General features: G+C 62.8%; 19 protein-coding genes and 1 tRNA gene. 8 read left to right on the top strand and 12 right to left on the bottom strand.

The window, feature by feature from the left end:
- Nucleotides 1–3: 3 nt before the first annotated feature.
- The 6 genes from queE to ispG all read right to left on the bottom strand — a co-directional run bounded on the left by queE (nucleotide 4) and on the right by ispG (nucleotide 4,861).
- Entirely contained in the window at nucleotides 4–732 is a 729-nt protein-coding gene (gene queE / locus WNZ15_RS13995; protein WP_342893599.1) for a 7-carboxy-7-deazaguanine synthase QueE, read from the bottom strand.
- The gene (gene queD, locus WNZ15_RS14000) at nucleotides 729–1,112 is read right to left on the bottom strand and encodes a 6-carboxytetrahydropterin synthase QueD (RefSeq protein WP_342893600.1); all 384 of its coding nucleotides are present in this window, start codon (nucleotides 1,110–1,112) and stop codon (nucleotides 729–731) included. The genes queE and queD overlap by 4 nt, the downstream gene beginning before the upstream one ends.
- The gene (queC, locus tag WNZ15_RS14005) at nucleotides 1,105–1,794 is read right to left on the bottom strand and encodes a 7-cyano-7-deazaguanine synthase QueC (protein ID WP_342893601.1); all 690 of its coding nucleotides are present in this window, start codon (nucleotides 1,792–1,794) and stop codon (nucleotides 1,105–1,107) included. The genes queD and queC overlap by 8 nt, the downstream gene beginning before the upstream one ends.
- 147 nt (nucleotides 1,795–1,941) lie before the next feature.
- Nucleotides 1,942–2,679, bottom strand: coding sequence for a DUF429 domain-containing protein (locus tag WNZ15_RS14010; protein ID WP_342893602.1), 738 nt, complete (start codon nucleotides 2,677–2,679; stop codon nucleotides 1,942–1,944).
- A 2-nt stretch (nucleotides 2,680–2,681) separates the two neighbouring features.
- A complete protein-coding gene (gene pdxY, locus WNZ15_RS14015; protein ID WP_342893603.1) occupies nucleotides 2,682–3,581 on the bottom strand; it encodes a pyridoxal kinase in 900 nt (299 codons plus the stop codon).
- A 20-nt stretch (nucleotides 3,582–3,601) separates the two neighbouring features.
- On the bottom strand, nucleotides 3,602–4,861 hold the full coding sequence (gene ispG / locus WNZ15_RS14020; RefSeq protein WP_342893604.1) for a flavodoxin-dependent (E)-4-hydroxy-3-methylbut-2-enyl-diphosphate synthase: 1,260 nt from the start codon (nucleotides 4,859–4,861) through the stop codon (nucleotides 3,602–3,604).
- Between the two features lie 233 nt (nucleotides 4,862–5,094).
- Between ispG and WNZ15_RS14025 the strand changes: the two genes are divergently transcribed.
- From WNZ15_RS14025 to WNZ15_RS14045, 5 genes are all read left to right on the top strand, one after another.
- Nucleotides 5,095–5,880: a hypothetical protein gene (locus WNZ15_RS14025; protein ID WP_342893605.1), complete on the top strand. Its 786-nt coding sequence runs from the start codon at nucleotides 5,095–5,097 to the stop codon at nucleotides 5,878–5,880.
- A 178-nt stretch (nucleotides 5,881–6,058) separates the two neighbouring features.
- The gene (locus WNZ15_RS14030; protein ID WP_342893606.1) at nucleotides 6,059–6,946 is read left to right on the top strand and encodes a 4-hydroxy-3-methylbut-2-en-1-yl diphosphate synthase; all 888 of its coding nucleotides are present in this window, start codon (nucleotides 6,059–6,061) and stop codon (nucleotides 6,944–6,946) included.
- A gap of 158 nt (nucleotides 6,947–7,104) precedes the next feature.
- A complete protein-coding gene (locus tag WNZ15_RS14035) occupies nucleotides 7,105–7,887 on the top strand; it encodes a 3-hydroxybutyrate dehydrogenase (RefSeq protein WP_342893607.1) in 783 nt (260 codons plus the stop codon).
- Between the two features lie 58 nt (nucleotides 7,888–7,945).
- Complete coding sequence (locus tag WNZ15_RS14040; protein ID WP_342893608.1) at nucleotides 7,946–8,959, top strand: patatin-like phospholipase family protein; 1,014 nt, start codon at nucleotides 7,946–7,948, stop codon at nucleotides 8,957–8,959.
- 430 nt (nucleotides 8,960–9,389) lie between these two features.
- On the top strand, nucleotides 9,390–10,220 hold the full coding sequence (locus tag WNZ15_RS14045; protein ID WP_342893609.1) for a pentapeptide repeat-containing protein: 831 nt from the start codon (nucleotides 9,390–9,392) through the stop codon (nucleotides 10,218–10,220).
- A 132-nt stretch (nucleotides 10,221–10,352) separates the two neighbouring features.
- On the opposite strand, the gene WNZ15_RS14050 is transcribed toward WNZ15_RS14045, so the two are convergent.
- Entirely contained in the window at nucleotides 10,353–11,174 is an 822-nt protein-coding gene (locus WNZ15_RS14050; RefSeq protein ID WP_342893610.1) for a MipA/OmpV family protein, read from the bottom strand.
- A 236-nt stretch (nucleotides 11,175–11,410) separates the two neighbouring features.
- Between WNZ15_RS14050 and WNZ15_RS14055 the strand changes: the two genes are divergently transcribed.
- Nucleotides 11,411–11,707, top strand: coding sequence for a YggT family protein (locus tag WNZ15_RS14055; protein WP_342893611.1), 297 nt, complete (start codon nucleotides 11,411–11,413; stop codon nucleotides 11,705–11,707).
- A 74-nt stretch (nucleotides 11,708–11,781) separates the two neighbouring features.
- Here WNZ15_RS14055 and WNZ15_RS14060 read toward each other — a convergent pair whose 3' ends face one another.
- The 4 genes from WNZ15_RS14060 to WNZ15_RS14075 form a co-directional block, all read right to left on the bottom strand.
- Nucleotides 11,782–12,009, bottom strand: coding sequence for a Trm112 family protein (locus tag WNZ15_RS14060; RefSeq protein ID WP_342893612.1), 228 nt, complete (start codon nucleotides 12,007–12,009; stop codon nucleotides 11,782–11,784).
- Nucleotides 12,010–12,054: 45 nt separating this feature from the next.
- The gene (locus WNZ15_RS14065; protein ID WP_342893613.1) at nucleotides 12,055–12,729 is read right to left on the bottom strand and encodes an LON peptidase substrate-binding domain-containing protein; all 675 of its coding nucleotides are present in this window, start codon (nucleotides 12,727–12,729) and stop codon (nucleotides 12,055–12,057) included.
- A 198-nt stretch (nucleotides 12,730–12,927) separates the two neighbouring features.
- A complete protein-coding gene (gene trxA, locus WNZ15_RS14070) occupies nucleotides 12,928–13,959 on the bottom strand; it encodes a thioredoxin (RefSeq protein WP_342893614.1) in 1,032 nt (343 codons plus the stop codon).
- Between the two features lie 126 nt (nucleotides 13,960–14,085).
- Entirely contained in the window at nucleotides 14,086–14,619 is a 534-nt protein-coding gene (locus WNZ15_RS14075; RefSeq protein ID WP_342893615.1) for a prolyl-tRNA synthetase associated domain-containing protein, read from the bottom strand.
- Nucleotides 14,620–14,860: 241 nt separating this feature from the next.
- Here WNZ15_RS14075 and WNZ15_RS14080 point away from each other — a divergent pair.
- A tRNA-Gly gene (locus WNZ15_RS14080) sits at nucleotides 14,861–14,935 on the top strand.
- Between the two features lie 90 nt (nucleotides 14,936–15,025).
- Here WNZ15_RS14080 and WNZ15_RS14085 read toward each other — a convergent pair.
- Entirely contained in the window at nucleotides 15,026–15,919 is an 894-nt protein-coding gene (locus WNZ15_RS14085) for a LysR family transcriptional regulator (RefSeq protein ID WP_342893821.1), read from the bottom strand.
- A 98-nt stretch (nucleotides 15,920–16,017) separates the two neighbouring features.
- On the opposite strand from WNZ15_RS14085, the gene WNZ15_RS14090 reads away from it, so the two are divergent.
- A complete protein-coding gene (locus WNZ15_RS14090) occupies nucleotides 16,018–16,755 on the top strand; it encodes an SDR family oxidoreductase (protein WP_342893616.1) in 738 nt (245 codons plus the stop codon).
- Nucleotides 16,756–16,821 lie beyond the last annotated feature (66 nt).

Here is a 16,821-nt window from a genome sequence, read left to right on the forward strand (position 1 = left end):
CCTTCAGACCCCCCGCAAGTTGCCCCAGATCAGCGTGTGAAGCTGAGGCAGGACGGTTGCCGTATACCACTGATCGGCAGTAACCTTGCCGACCAGCCAGCGCATGCGGTCCATGATGCCGGCCATGTCGATGGCGCTGACATGTTCTTCGGCCGCGGGCGGCGTGTGGTTGCCCGGCTGCAGGTAGAGGCCCAGGTCCGGATACCGGCCGGCAACGTCGCGGGCGAAGACATAATCGGCTTCATCGAAGATGACGACCTTCAGGACCGTTTGCGTGTCCGGCCCGGCTGCTTCGACGCATTCGGCAAGCTTCTGCCAGTCGGTCACCATGCCGCTTGAGGGCGGCTTGGGGCTGAGGGTCAGGAAGTCGAGCCAGGCGAACCAGTCCCTGGCGATGCTGCCCTGGGTTTCCAGCGCGAAGCGATAGCCTTCCTTGCGGCCGAGTTCGATCAGGGGCCCAAGCGGCTGAATGGCCGGGTTGCCGCCGGACAGGGAAACCGTCAGCGGATGGCCGCCGGAGAGGAGTTCCACCTGCATCAGGATCGCCGCCGGCGTCATCGGGCACCATTCATCCCGGTAGGCGCTGTCGACGGCATGGGGCGTGTCGCACCAGCTGCAGCGGTAATCGCAGCCGCCGGTGCGCACGAACACCGTCGGCTGACCGATCAGGGCGCCCTCTCCCTGGATGGTCGGTCCGAATATCTCGTTGACGCGGATCTGGTCGCTTGTCATGCCGCACGCACTCCTGGAGTTGCGAAGGGGCGGAACTCGGCGCAGGTCTTCGGGGTTTCCTTCACCCTGACGGCGGAGGTTTCCGGCCAGCGCTGGCGGCACCAGTTGTAGAAGAACCGCGCCATGGTTTCGGCGGTGACGCAGTCGTCGCCGAGCACGTCGTTGAGGTGCCGGTGGTCGAGCGTGTCATCGATGAAGCGCTTGAACTCGGAAAGCTCGCGGTAATCGCGCACGAAACCTGTGGCATCAAGCTGCTCCGCCATCAGTTCGATCTCGACCACGTAATTGTGGCCATGCAGGCGCGCGCAGGGGTGATCCTCGCCGAGCCCCTTCAACTGGTGACTGGCGGAGAAGTGGAATTCCTTTGTGATCCTAAACATGGCAGGCCGCCTTCCAGAATTCAGTGTCGGCATAGATCGTCGGATCGATGCCGCCGGCCAGGTGAAAGGCTTCGCGCCGTTCCACGCAGGTGCCGCAGCGCCCGCAATGCACCTCGCCGCCCTTGTAGCAGGACCAGGTGTTTCGGTAGTCGATGCCGAGTTTCAGACCTTCCGCCGCGATGGCCGCCTTGGAGCTGTGCACATAGGGCGTGAAGAGCCTGATCTCGCCCAGGCCTTCCAGCGCATGGCGCTGCATTGCCTCGAAACTTTCCGTGAAGGCCGGGCGGCAGTCGGGATAGATGAAATGGTCGCCGCCATGAACGGCGGTTGCCACCGCGTCCGCGCCGCGTGCGCTGGCGATGCCGAAGGCAATACTCAGCATGATCGCGTTGCGGTTCGGCACAACGGTGATCTTCATGGTGTCTTCGGCATAATGCCCGTCCGGCACATCCAGCTCATCGGTCAGCGCCGAGCCGGAAAGCCGGCGGCCGATATCGGACATGTCGATCAGGATATGTTCGGTGCCAAGCTCGTCGGCGCAGGCCCTGGCGTAGGCCAGTTCCTTTTTATGCCGCTGGCCATAGTCGAAGGAGATCAGGCCGATGAGCGTGTGCTCGCGCGCAATCTTGTGCGCAAGGGTGACGGAATCCATTCCGCCGGAACAGATGACAAGTGTTTTCAACGATGTGGTCCCTTGTTTTCGCTGCAAGCGCCCGTTGCGACGCTCTTCACCGGGTAGGCTGCGACCGGTGGTTCCCTTCGAGGGAACGGCGCGCCTTCTAGCAGCTTCTGGCGAAAAGGGAAGGGAGGGTGAGGAATTCCTGTTCAATCAAGCCCAGATGGCCATCCGGAGACCGCGCTCGTCGCGCTGATATCCGTTCGGAAACGCCTCGGCCTGGCCCCGGAAAATCCGTTCCGCGATCAGGCTGTTGGCCGCCGCGTCGAGCAGATCGTCGCGGCCGCAGCCGCGCGGCGGAGGCTGATCCAGGAATGTTTTCGAAAGACCTTTTGCCACCAGCAGATCGCGGCGCTGGTTCAGCCCTTCCGGGTTGGCGCGGCTCTTGATCTTCTTGGGCAGGCTCATTTCCCGTTCGCCGTTGAGGCGCCAGAAGGCGAGTTCCGGGTGAACCTCGAACACGCGGGCCTCAAGCTCCGGTGTCATCAGCGCGTCGATCTCCCGGATCTTCGGGAACAGATAAAAGCACTGTTTGGAGACTTTTTTCGGCGGTTCCGAGGTCTTCAGCGCGGTGGCGCAGGCCTGCAAATAGTCTTCTTCGTGGACGGCGGCGCGCGAAGGCACCGCGAAGACGGAGGATTGCCGCATTCCAAGATGCTTGCGGGCGGCCTTCTCCGGACCGCGGCCTGTGGGGCCGATGTGCTCGGGCAGACCGATCGGCATGTCCACGGCGATGATGTCGATTTGCGGCTCGAAAGCCAGCAGGCCGGCGACGTCCGGGAAAAGATGAAGCGTGAGGTCGGCCGGATCGTTCAGGTTGCGCAGCACCGCGACCCAGCCGGCCTTGCAGCCGTCGACACCTGCAACGAGGATGTCCCCTCCGTCAGGCATAGTCAGGCCCGAGCCGTGGATTCCAGCACCCAGCGCGACGTGACCAGCGCCATCGCCTTGACCACGGATTGCTGTTCCTCGGCAAAGAGCAATTCGTCCGCGCCCTTGCGGACGCTGCGCGCGATCAGTTCGAAGACGGACGCGGAAGCGCGCTTGAGCGCGTCCTCGTCGCCAAGGCCCGCCATCAGATTGGTCAGGAACAGGCCAGCTATCAGATCCCCTGTTCCGTGCGGCGGGTTGGCAATCGCCGCATGTTCGGCGGCAACGGCACCGCGCGGGCCGGCCAGAACATTGGCAATGGCATTGCGGCGCAACGCCGGGGATGAGGTCACCAGGACACGTTCGTTGCCCAGGCTTCGCGCGGCGGCCAGCGCCTGCGTCTCGCTGCCGACGTCGCGGCCGGTCAGCCAGCCGAGTTCGAAGGCATTGGGTGTGACGATGTCGGCCAGGGGAACCAGATCGTCGCGGATCGCCTGGGCGGTCGCTTCCGGCACATAGAGGGAGCCGTCGTCACCGAGGTGGTCGCCCATCACCGGGTCACAGAGATAGGGAGCGCCGGGGTTCGCGGCCTTGACCGCCTCCACCAGCGCAGCGATGGCCTTCGACTGTCCTGCCTCGCCAAGATAGCCGGTCATGACCGCGCCGATGCCGGCCAGCTTTGGCGAGGCGGCGAGATCTTCGGTGATGGCCTGGAAATCAGGGGCCGGGGGAACGATCCGGGTGCCCTTGCCCTGACCCGGATGCCAGGGCAGCAGGATGGTCGGCAGAAACCAGACATCGTGGCCGAGCCGTTCCAGCGCGAAGGTCAGGCCGCGGCCGCTGATGCCACCGCGCACCACCTGGGAGGTGATCACGAGGATCGGCTTTTTCTGTGGCTCGGGAACACCCGGCGGCTGCATCATCTTGGTAACTTTCCGAAGGATCAGGCGGCGTCGGAAGAGGAGGGTTTGGCCGCGCCGAAGCGATTTTCAATGTAGTTCAGAACCATCTGCTTGAACTCGTCGGCGATATCCTGCCCGCGCAGGGTCGTGACCTTCTCGCCGTCGACGAAGACCGGTGCCGACGGGGTTTCCCCGGTGCCCGGCAGCGAGATGCCGATGTCGGCCTGTTTGGATTCGCCCGGTCCGTTGACGATGCAGCCCATCACCGCGACATTCAGGTTTTCCACGCCCGGATACTGTTCGCGCCATGCGGGCATGGACACGCGGATGTGGTTCTGAATGTCCTGGGCGAGTTCCTGAAAGGTGGTGGAGGTGGTGCGGCCGCAGCCCGGGCAGGCCGCGACAATCGGCACGAAGGCGCGAAAGCCCATCACCTGGAGGAGTTCCTGTGCGACCTGGACCTCGCGGGTGCGGTCGCCGCCCGGCTCCGGGGTCAGCGACACGCGGATGGTGTCGCCGATGCCCTGCTGCAGCAGGATCCCCATGGAGGCGGCGGAGGACACGATGCCCTTGGTGCCCATGCCGGCTTCCGTCAGGCCCAGATGCAGCGCGTAGTCGCAGCGGCGGGCGAGATCGGCATAAACGGCGATCAGGTCCTGCACCTGGCTGACCTTGGCCGACAGGATGATCTTGTCCCGGCCCATGCCGAGCTTTTCCGCGCGTTCCGCGGACAGCAGTCCGGACTGGATGATGGCCTCCCGCATGACGGCGGCCGCGGAAACCGGTTTGGCGCTTGCCGCGTTTTCGTCCATCAGCCTGGTCAGCAGTTCCTGGTCGAGCGAGCCCCAGTTGACGCCGATCCTGACCGGTTTGTCGTGTTTCATCGCAATTTCGATGATCTGCGAAAACTGGGTGTCGCGCTTGGCCTTGAAGCCGACATTTCCCGGATTGATGCGGTACTTGTCGAGGGCTGCCGCGCAGTCTGGATAGTCGGTCAGAAGCTTGTGGCCGATATAGTGGAAATCGCCGACCAGCGGCACGTTCACGCCAATGCGCTCCAGCCGTTCCTTGATGCGGGCGACCTGAGCTGCGGCTTCGGCCCGGTCGACGGTGATGCGCACGATTTCCGAACCCGCGCGCGCCAGCGCAGCGACCTGGGCGACGGTTGCGTCCGCATCGGCCGTGTCCGTGTTGGTCATGGACTGAACCACGACCGGTGCTTCGCCGCCGACCATCACGTTGCCGACCATGACACCGACGGATGCGCGGCGCGGCAGGGGTTTTGCGAAATCATCGATCATGACGGACACCAAAAGAACTCGGGACGTTGGGAGACCACCCCCTAGATGTGCGATCCGGGGCCGGATTTCCAGCGCATGATTATGCGCTGCGGCAAAAAAGGGCAATGGCGCTGCGGCGCCCGGGCTGTTTTTCACCCCGTGCGTGGCGAAGTTTGCGCTGATGGCCGCAAGCGGCTAGGTAGTTGCAGCGCAGCCGCCGGGTCGGCCTTTGCGGGAATTTCAGGGGGCACAATATGTTCAAGCGTTTGCTGGCGGATTCGGTTTCGCTCGTCTTCCGGAATATGGAAATGGTGTTCAAGGTCTGCGGCACCTGGTTTGCCGTCCAATTGCTTCTTTCCCTGGTCATTTTCGGGAGTGTCGGCGACACGGGCGCGGCAAGTGCCGGGAACGCGGAGGAGCCTTCGGCGGTCACCGTGCTGCTGGTCATGGTCAATTTCGTGGTCGCCATTCTTGCTGCCACCTCAATCGCGGTGGCGTGGCACCGGTTCGCGCTGCTGGGTGAACAGGCCTCTGCCATTTTCGCGCGGTTCGGCGCGCTGGAGATGCGCTTTCTGTGGACCATGATCCTGCTGATCCTGATCGGCGCGGCCGCGCTGGTGCCGGTGCTCCTCCTCCTGATGGTGCTGGGGGTCTTTCTGCCGGACACCCTGTCCATGCTTCTGATCGTCCCGGTTGTCCTGTTTCTGGTTCTGCCCCACCTGATGCGCCTGAACCTGGTTCTGCCGGCGGCGGCCGTCGAACGGCCGATCGATTTCAGGGAAGCGCACCGGTTGGGTGCCGGCCTCGGCTGGCGCATGCTCTGGGCGGTGATCCTGCTGTCATTGCCGTTTTCGCTCGCCGGTCTGGCGATTGAATACGTGTTGTCGCTGGCGGTGGCGGGGTTGCCGCTGATGGTTGTCCAGATCCAGGTCATGATCCTGCATGTCCTCCTGCAGATCCTGGTGACCGTGCTGGGCCTGTCGGTGATCACGGCCGGTTACCGGATTGCCATCGAGCGTCCCGGCGAAACGCCGTCGTGACAGTCCCGAACGGGGCTTCGGCCTGTAGCTGCGCGCGCCGGAAACGCCGAGCCACAGTCCCGCTCCGCCAGCCGCAGTCCGATTGCAGGCCGTGCTGGCATGCCTGCCCAAAATCGGTATCCTGCCGGCACCTGAAAACCGACACCTGAAAACTGACAGCTGAAAACCGGGGCAGGCCATGTTCATCACCGTTCTGGAACGGTCGCTTTCACTGGCGCAGCACAATATCGGTACGCTGCTGCGGACCGGCTGGGCTTATATCCTGCTGCTGCTCGCGCTGAATTTCGCCATCGGCACCTCGCTGATGCCGGAAAGCGGCTTCAAGACCGTATCCTACATGACCGAGCCGGTCGCCGCTGCCGATGAGGGCGCGCTCAGGGCGCTGGCCGGGCTTGCCAACCTGCTGGTCGGCTTTTCCATCGCCATTGCCTATGTGCGCCGGATCCTGATCGGGGCGCGTGACTTTCCGGTTGCCTTCGGCGGGCGAACGGTTCGGGTGATCGTCAATCAGATCGTACTCAGCCTGATCGGCATGGTGTCGCTGATCCCGCTTTTCATCATTGCCGGGATCATCGCGGCGCTCACGGCGGGGGTCGGTCTGCTGCTGCTGGTTCTGGCGCCCTTCATTGCCCTGATGGTGGTTCAGAAATTCTCTGTCGTGCTGCCGGCGGCGGCCGTCGACGATCCGTTGACGCTGAAGGAAAGCTGGCGCGCGACCTCCGGCCTCGGCTGGGCAATGGCCTTCGCCGCGCTGGTGATGAGCCTGCTTGCCGCGTTTCTTGTCGGCATGTGGGCGCTGGCGCTCGGCGTCGGCGACGGGCTGCTGCCGGCCAGTGCAATCTGGCCGCAGGTCCGGTCCGCGATTTTTCCGATGGGCACGATGCTGATTCTGGTCTGGGTGTTCGCCAGCCTGCACGCGACCTTTTACGGGCTCGTCCGCGAGCGCTACGCGGACCGGCTGGGCCTGAGACGTGAAGACCTTGCCAAGGTCGATTCAAGGCGGACGGAGGCGCGGGCGAAAGCGCGCAAGGCCCTGGACGGTGTCCACCGCATGAAACGGCGCTGACCGGCCGTCGCACCCCGCGATTTTCCGAGTGTAACGGCACCTGGTGGCGATCCTGCCGGCCCTTGCCCCGATCACTTTTCGCCATTCCGATGTTGCAGTGCGGCGACAACTGGCCGATTGTTGCAGCCGAGAAGAATTCCGTTTTTGGGAGACCGTGAATGCTTGCCAACAAAACCGCCGTCGTGACCGGGTCGACATCCGGCATAGGACTGGGGTGTGCCCGCGCCTTTGCCGAGAAGGGCGCCAATGTCGTGATCAACGGTCTGGGTGATGCTTCGGAAATCGAGGCGACCCGGGCCGCGATCGAAAGCGACTTCGGTGTGCGTTGCCTCTATTCGCCCGCCAACATGCTGCATGGGGATGAGATCGCGGGAATGATCGCGGATACGGAAAAGGAATTCGGGGCGGTCGACATCCTAGTGAACAACGCGGGCATCCAGTTCGTCTCTCCGGTCGATGAATTTCCGGTCGAAAAATGGGACGCGATCATCGCGATCAATCTCACCTCCGCTTTCCACAGCACCCGCGCGGCTCTGCCGGGCATGAAGAAAAAGGGCTGGGGCCGGATCATCAACACCGCTTCCGCTCATGCCCTGGTCGCGTCTCCCTTCAAGTCCGCTTATGTCGCCGCGAAACACGGCATCGCCGGATTGACCAAGACCGTTGCGCTGGAAGTCGCCCAGCAGGGCATCACCGTCAATGCCATCTGTCCGGGCTATGTCTGGACACCGCTGGTGGAAGCCCAGATTCCCGACACGATGAAGGCGCGCGGCATGACCGAGGAGCAGGTCAAGAACGATGTCATGCTGGCGGCGCAGCCGACCAAGCAGTTCGTTACCATCGAGCAGGTCGCCGGTTATGCGGTGTTCCTGTGCTCCGACACGGCGGCATCCATCACCGGATCCATCCTGCCGATCGACGGTGGCTGGACCGCGCACTGAGCGTCTGGGGTCCGCCTGAAGATCACACGCCGCAAGATCAAATGCAGGGAGGCCCGTCATGACCGCACCCAAGAAAATAAATCTTGCTCTTCAGGGCGGAGGCGCACACGGCGCCTTCACCTGGGGCGTTCTGGACTGGTTTCTGGAAGACAGCCGGTTTTCCATCGATGCCATTTCCGGCACGTCCGCGGGCGCCATGAACGCGGTTGTCCTGGCCAGCGGCATGGAGGCGGGCGGTGAAGACGGTGCGCGCGCGCAGCTTGAAGCCTTCTGGCGCGAGGTCAGCCGGCAGGCGCAGCTTAGTCCGATCCAGCGCACGCCACTCGACATGATTCTGGGTCAGTGGAGCCTCGACCATTCGCCGAGCTATCTGTTTTTCGACGTCGTGTCCCGGTTCGCGTCGCCCTACGAGTTCAATCCGCTCAATGTGAACCCGTTGCGGGATATACTCGATGGGCTCGTCGATTTCGACCTGGTGCATCGCTGTTCAGGCGTGAAGCTTTTCATCGCGGCGACCAATGTCTACACGGGCAAGATTCGCGTGTTCAGGGAGAAAGAGGTCTCGCTGGACGCGGTCATGGCGTCGGCCTGTCTGCCGCAGCTGTTCCAGGCGGTCGAAATCGACGGAGAACCCTATTGGGACGGCGGGTACATGGGCAATCCGCCGCTCTACCCGCTGTTTTACGAGACCGACACTCCGGATGTGGTGCTGATCCAGATCAATCCGATCGAGCGCCGGGAGGTGCCCAAGACCGCGCGGGAAATTCTCAACCGGGTCAATGAAATCACCTTCAATTCCACGCTGCTGCGTGAACTGCGCGCGATCGAATTCGTGACCCGCCTGATCGAGGACGGCAAATTGTCGGGCGACGACTACATGAAGGTGCACATGCACCGGATCTCCGCGGGCGAACTGAAACCCTTGCAGGCGTCGTCGAAACTGAATGCGGAGTGGGCCTTTCTCACCAACCTGCGGGATATCGGCCGCCAGACCGCGAAGGACTGGCTTGCCCGCCACTATGACGACGTCGGCAACCGGTCGACTCTTCAGATCCGCGACGAAATCACCTGACAAGACGCGCACACGGCCTGGTTGGTCCGGTTCCGTTAAGGTCTTGTTAGCCGTGTTTGCAAGCGGCTTTGCAAATTGCAATGCAGGACACTGCAAGAAAGTCTTAACGCGATCAGTATCTTGTGTGCGCGTGCGGCCATGCGCCAAGATATGGCGGTGGTTCTCCTGAAAACTGTTTGGCAAGGCTTTTGCGGTGTTATCGGCACGCTGATTGTCAGGTAGTGCGTCGTCAGCGACTGAAGTGGATGGAAGAAGCGGGCACTTGCGACCCCGCCCGCTTCTTCCCTCCCTCATCCCCCCTCCTCATTCCCGGGCCGGGGCGCTTCTTTTTCCATTTCATTTGTGCTTTTTCAGTTTTCTGTCAGGTTCAGGTCCTTAAACTGCCGTTTTGGCGACCTATGTCTTGGCAAGACAGGCAAAAGGACAAGTGATGAGCGACAGTGTGATCCGGGTGCTGGCGGGCTGTTTCGGAGCGATGGTGATGCTCGTCGCTGCGGGCGCGGCGCAAGCCGGCAGCGACGCGGTGCGGATAGCGGAGATCAAGCAGCAGGGCGGCTGCCCCGACTGTGACCTGCGTCTCGCGGAATTGCGGTTTCTCAAGGTGGAGGATGCCAATTTCCATCGCGCCAATCTGCGTGAAACCGACCTGAAGGAAGTGATCCTCACGAACGCCAACTTCAAGGGGGCGGATTTCCGCCGGGCGGAAGCGGAGCGCGCGAATTTTTCCGGCAGCGATTTTACCGATGCAAGCATGCGTTCGGTCGACCTGGAAAAAGCCAACCTTTCAAAAGCCAATTTCCTGAGCGCCGACCTTCGGGACGCGGACCTGAACGCCAGCATCGTCACCGGCGCGATCTTCGACAGGGCTGATTTGCGCAATGTCTTCCTGATGCGCTCGGTGGCCACGGAGACCTCCTTCAAGAACGCCAAGATGGACAGTGCCAATCTGGAGCGGGTCGATCTGAGCGGAGCGAACTTTCAGGGAGCGCGGCTGCGCCAGGCCAAGCTCGACCGGATCAAGGCGCATAACGCGGATTTTTCCGGCGCGGACATGTCGGGCGTTCGTCTGGTCAGCTCCGATCTGACCGGTGCCAACCTGACAAAGGTCGATTTCAACGGGGCTCTGCTGCGTCGGACCCGTCTGGTCGGCGCGGATCTGACCGGCGCCTACAATCTCGATCCCAGCCGGATTCTGGGCGCCTGCGGCGACGAGACCACCAAGTTGCCGCGCGGCATCGAGTTGATCGAGTGTACCTACTGAAAGCCGGAGGGTTGGTTCGTTGGCCTCGACATCAAAAAAGGAGGCCGTGGGCCTCCTTTTGAAACTGGCGGGTGCTTTTCCGTGTCCGGCGCCGGGCCTGGGTCCGCCTGAAGACCCCGCGGACGTGTCCGGTCAGTTGAACAGGTCGAACGCGAACCGATAGGAAACGCCGAGACCGACACTGAACTGGTCCTTGCTGCCGTTTTCCGCAATCGGGCTGTCGGCGGCATCGCCGATGAGCCGGTCGTATCCGCCCTGAATGTGCAGCCGGATGTCGTCATTGTAGTCGTAACTGGCACGGGTGGACAGTCCGACGCTCTTGAACCCGCCGCTCGCATTGTAGCGGGTCAACCGGCCGCCGCTGTTGGCGGCTTCCGAGGCCGTCACGCCGAAATAGGTGTCCATGTAGTCGCCGCTCGCGAAGTCCGCGCGCGGACCGAAGCTGACTTCCCATTTTTCCGCCGGATAGACGATGCCGTCGATGCCAAGCTGGCCGACCTGGCCGGTGTGGCCATTGATGCCCTGGCGCAATTCGGCAAAGGCGCGGAAATGTTCGGTGCGGAAGCCGCCGCCGAGGCCGAGTTCCAACGCCCAGTCGACCGTCCTGGTGCCGGACAGGTCCGCGCTGTCGCTGGCCTTGCGCTCACCGACAAAGTTGAAGGCAGGATAGAAGAACACGCCGCTCTTGCGGCGACCGTCAATGACCTGACCCAGGCCGGGCAGGTAAAAGCGGCCGATTGAAATGATCGGAAACGGATAGACCAGGTAGCTGTCGGAGGCCTCGTAGCGGGGCTTGACCATGGCGCCGATGCCCAGATCGACAACAAACTGGCGGTTGGCGTCCTTGCTGGACAGGTCCCCGCTTTGGGCCAGAGCCGAGCCGGGGGCCAGAGCCGTGCCGGACAAGCTGCCCAGGGCAAGTGCGAGCGCAGCGCGCGTCATTAACTTCAACATGCAAACCCATCCAGAAGGAGATCCATTGGCGGCAAGATAGCACGAGCCAGTTTACTTAATCCCTACGAAATCAAGCTTTTCCGGGACTGTTGTATTTTAGCATCTGGACCGGGCCGGGAAGGGCCCAGGTACGGCGGTGGGCGAAGAAATTCGGCTTATAACGGCTGCCGACTTGCAGGGTTGCTGCCGGGAAGCTACATGAGTGGGAAATTCGCAGCTACGTAGTAGGACGGCACATGAACGCTTTAGTCGGTTCGTTTCTGGATGTGGTGGGCATGGCCCTCTACCTCTATTCCCTCGTGATCATCGCAAGCGCGATCTTCTCGTGGCTCTTTGCCTTCAACATCGTCAATTCGAGCAATCAGGTGATCAACACGATCGGGCGGGTTCTCTACAACCTGACCGAACCGGCCCTGCGTCCGATTCGCCGGTTCCTGCCTGATCTGGGCGGTGTCGACATCTCGCCGGTGATCCTGTTGCTGATCATCTGGTTCCTGCAGAGTTTCATCGCGCGCCTGAGCCAAGGCGTTTGAGCCGCTTCATGTGAGCGAAAGCCTTGGAACAGACCGGACCCTGGGGTCCGGTCTGTTCCCGGGCTGAAAAAGACCTAGTCTTCCAGCGCTCTTGCTTCGTCCGGCAGCATGATCGGAATGCCGTTGCGGATCGGGTAGGCGAGCTTCGCGGTGCGGGAAATCAGCTCCCTGGCGTCCGCGTCATATTCCAGCGTCGTCTTGGTCACGGGACAGACGAGAAGTTCCAGGAGCTTCCGGTCAACCGGGCGTTCGGCCGGCTCAATTGTCGATTCGGGTGTCGGATCAGGCGTCGTTTCTGGCATCGGCTCGGTCTTTCGGGTTGAAGCGGCAAGGGCCAAATTGCGGTTTCACTGCAGGGTCGTGCCGCCGTCATTCTGGGATCTGGCGAGATCCATCTCGGTAATCGCGATCAGCGTTTCGGCCCGTGTCTTCAGGTCGCGCGCCTCCAGAAGGGCCTGCTTTTCCTCAGGTCCGTAAGGGCACATCATGCACAGGGCGTTGACAAGGACCTCTGTCTCGGCTTCCGACACACTCTGCCAGTCTGCTTCCAGATCGTTGGCGTCGAGATAGTCCCGCAGGGTCTTCAACAGGCCGTTGCGGTCGACGTCGTGTTCACCCTCGCCGCATTTCAGATCGTGGGCGAAGGCCGCGAAGTCGCATTCGACCTGTCGAAAATTCGAGAAGCGCCGGACTTCGGCGCCGACGCCGAACCTTGTGATGCCCTGCAACGTGATCAGGTAGCGGCCGTCTCCGGTTTCCTGAAAGCTGGTCAGCCGGCCGACGCAGCCGACACTGGCCAGTTCCGGCGTGTCGTCGTTGCCGGCCTGACCGGAAAGGGGTTGAACCATGCCGATGAGCCGGTTGCCGGCAAGTGCCGCGTCCACCATGTCGATGTAGCGCTGCTCGAAAATGTTCAGCGGCAACTGGGTTCTGGGAAGAAGAAGGGCCCCCGGCAACGGGAACACGGACAGGATTGGCGGCAGATCCGCGATGGTCTCGTAAATGGCATTTCCGGCCTGCATTTCAGCGCCTTCATTGTTGTCGTTATCGCGGCATGCCTGCCGGCGTCATGCTGCGCGATGCGATGCATGGGGCAAGGCTGCGGAGCGCGGCCGATGGTCTCTCGCGCCACCGACCGCATCACGTCACCGGCTCGTTCGGGAGCCCGTGACCCGGTCCGCGTTCATCTCGCCCTTAATGTGTGTCACGGCTTCCGATCGTCAAGAAAACAGGACGGCGGAAAGCTTGCGGCGGCCATAGGCGCTGGCCGGGTCCTTGAAGCCCCAGGCCTCGAAGAACTGAAGCAGCTGCTTGCGGGCACCGTCCTCGTTCCAGTCGCGGTCGCGGCGGACGATCTCGATGAGTTGGTCGACGGCGCCGGTCTTGTCGCCCTTGCCGTTGAGGCCGAGGGCGAGATCGAACCGGGCCTGCAGGTCAAGAGGGTCCTTGGCGATCCGGTCCTGGAATTCCGCCAGATCGCCGAGCGCGGCAGCCTGCTCGGCCAGGTCGACGGCCGCGTTCGCCGCCGTATAGGCCTCTTCGGAGCGTTTTTCCTCCGGAACGAGGTCCAGTGCCTGGCGCGCGCGCTCCGGCTCATCGGCCCCCAGGTAACACTGGGCAAGGCCGGCGATCGCCGTCACGTTGTCCGGCTCCATCTGCATGACGGCGCCATAGAGCTGGGCGGCCTGGCCGAAGTCCCCGGCCGAAAGCTGCTCCTCGGCCTGCCCCAGCAGGGCGTCCGTCTGGCTGACCGGTGCCGGACCGGCGACTTTCTCGATGAAGGCCCGGACCTCGCTCTCGGACTGGGCGCCCATGAATGCGTCGACCGGCTGACCATCCTTAAAGGCGACCACGGCGGGGATGGATTGAATGCCCATCTGGCCGGCGACTTCTGGATGATCCTCGATATTCATCTTGGCAAGTTTCACGGCGCCGCCCGCGGCCTTGACGATCGCCTCGATGATCGGTGTCAACTGCTTGCACGGTCCGCACCAGGGCGCCCAGAAATCGACGAGAACCGTCTGCTGCCGCGACGCCTCGATGACATCGCTCATGAAGGTTGGTGTGGTGACGTCAAAAACCAGTGCCGCGTCCGGAGAGCCGCCGCCACCCTGGCCGCCGCCGCCCTGACCGCCTGCACCCTGACCACCTGCACCCTGGCCGCCCGTCCCCTGGCCGCCATAGCCTCCGCCCATGCTTGTGCCGAAGCCGCCACCGACCTGGCCGCCGATGCTGTAGTTGCCGTTGCTCATGTGCCCGCCTCGATTTTTGCCGCCGCCTGGTGCTCTCGGCGGCCTGTAAAGTTGAAACCCTCAACGGGTCGTGTTGTTTTCTAACATGGCGCCAACGCACCGGAATTACAAATGTCCAACCCGCCTTTAGCCCGGCTGCGACGGTGCAGATGCCTTTGCCTGTTCACTTACGGCCAGAACCTCAACCTCGTGGCCGCAGGCTCTGGTGAAGGTGAGCAGATCATCGGCTGAAATCGTGGTCGTGGCGTCGTTTTTCAGGGGGTGATAATTCAGCCTGGCATGCGCCATCATGGCCGAGTCGAAGACCGGCGTGACCCGGTGAGCCTCCCGGTCGTTGATCAGCGAAAACGGCGTTACCGAACCGGGCTCGACCCCGAGCACCTCCAGCAGCAGATCCGCATTGCCGAAAGACACCCGCCCCTGCGCGCCGATGATCTGATGGATCTTCTTCAGGTCGATCTCGGCGTCATGCAGGGCGACGACCAGGAACAGGCGCCCCTTCTTGTCCTTCAGGAACAGGTTCTTGGTGTGCCCGCCCGGAATCCGGTCATGGAGATCGCCGGATTCGGCGACCGTGAACACAGGGTCGTGGTCGACGGTCGTGACCTTGATCCCGTGTTCGCTCAGAAAGGCCAAAAGGTCGTCGCGTGCCGCCGGCATGGTTTTTCCCGAAAAATTTCCTCTGCCGGGCTCAATAGCGCGAATTGCAGGCGTGCGACAAGGGCAAATCACGGAGATAAAGCGGCGGAAACAAGCGGTTTTTCGCCGCATCCGGCGTGCGAGGTCCACAGAGAGACAGCTAAAAAAATTTCTTCAAGTTCGGTGTTGCAATCCGTCTCGGCATGGTTCATATACTGCGCCACCAAAGCCGGGGCGGAGCCGCCGCGGACAAGGTCGCTATGCGGGCGTAGCTCAGGGGTAGAGCACAACCTTGCCAAGGTTGGGGTCGTGGGTTCGAATCCCATCGCCCGCTCCAGATTTCAAACAAAAGCCGCGGTTTTCCGCGGCTTTTGTTTTTTTGCGGTGCGATCTGATCACTTTCCTGCAAGTGCCGGTGCCGGAGTTTTCACATCTCCGCAGCCTTGAAGATGCCGGTGGCCCACTCCAGAAACACCCTGACACGCGGCGAAAGCTGACGGTTCTGGGGATAGAACGCGGCAAGCGCCAATGGCGGCGGTGGGGTCTCGGGAAGAACTTCCACAAGACGCCCGGCCGCCAGGTCTTGCCGAAAGCGGTATCTTGGGGCCTGGACCAGTCCGAAGCCGTCCCGGGCCAGATGGTGAACGGTGTCGGCATCGTTGGCGGTCACCTGCGCGGGCAGCAGCACGTCTTGCAGGCGGTCGCCGACCTGAAATTCCAGCGGCAGGGCGGTGCCGGTGCGCGATGACAGGAAGCCCACCATGTGATGACCGCCGAGATCCGCGACCGTCGCAGGGGTTCCGTGACGCGCAAGATAGTCCGGGCTGGCGCAGGTGATTTCCGGAATGCGCGCCAGCCTGCGCATGATCATTCCGCCGTCGTCAGGCTCCCCGGCGCGGATGACACAATCGACCCCTTCCCGGACCAGATCCACCAGCCGTTCGGTCTGGCCAAGCTGCAGCGTGATCCCCGGGTGCCGGTCCAGGAACGCGGACAGATGCGGCAGCAGGAAGGTGCGTGTCAGCTTCCCCGGCGCGTCGACGCGGAGCAGACCCGTTGGTTCATGCCCGCGCAGAGCGCCTTCCGCTTCCTCCAGATCGGCCAGAATGGCCACGCAGCGCCGGTAGTAGCCGTCCCCGTCGGGAGTGGGCGCGACGTGCCGCGTGGTCCGGTCCAGCAGTCTTGTGTCCAGGTTTTTCTCCAGGCGCTTGACGGCTTCGGTCGCCGTGGATCTCGGCAGGTTCAGATCGGCGGCGGCTCTTGTGAAGCTGCCGCGTTCCACGACCCGCACGAACAGGCGCATTGTTTCCAGACGATCGATCATCTGTTCGTGATAGCCGAATTATGTTTCCGGTTACAGGCTGATTATTCGGAAGAGGTGCTCGGGTAGCGTGGCTGGCATCAACAAGGAGATCCGGTGTGACACAGATATTCAGAACAGCGATTGTAACCGGTGGCAGCAAGGGTATCGGCGCGGCGATCGCGCTTCGCCTCGCGCGGGATGGCCATGCGGTCGTGGTGAATTATGCCCGCGACGAGACCAGCGCCGGTGAGGTGGTCGCGTCGATCGAACGCGCCGGCGGCAAAGCATGCGCCGTGAAGGGGGATGTGGCGGATCCGCATTGCCTGACGGACCTGTTCGATGCGGGCGAGGCGTCCTTCGGTCCGGTGCATGTTCTGGTCAACAATGCCGGCATCATGGACAACGGGCCGGTCGGCTCCGTATCCGATGCGGATTTCGAGGCCCAGTGCGCGGTGAATATCGGCGGGGTGTTCCGGGGTCTGCGCGCGGCCTCCGCGCGTCTCGCGGACAATGGCGCGATCGTCAGCCTGTCCTCGAGTGTCGTCGGGCTCTATCAGCCGGGCTACGGCGTCTACGCCGCCACCAAGGCCGCCGTTGAAGCTTTGACCCATGTCCTGGCGAAGGAACTGGGATCGCGCGGGATTACCGTCAATTGTGTCGCGCCCGGCCCTGTCGAAACCGGGCTGTTCATGGCCGGCAAACCCGAGGCGGTGGTCGAAAGAATCCGGCAGATGAATCCGTTCAACCGACTGGGTACGCCGGAGGACATCGCCGCGGCGGTGGCGTTCCTGACCGGTCCCGACGGCCGCTGGATCAACGGACAGATCCTGCGCGCCAATGGCGGCGTTGTCTGACCCGGCCGCGGAACGACGCCGGCCAGCGGGGCATGTGTGCGCAGTTCGACTAAAGATTGATGAAAA

The organism is Roseibium sp. AS2 (genome assembly GCF_038900065.1).
Lineage (GTDB): Bacteria > Pseudomonadota > Alphaproteobacteria > Rhizobiales > Stappiaceae > Roseibium.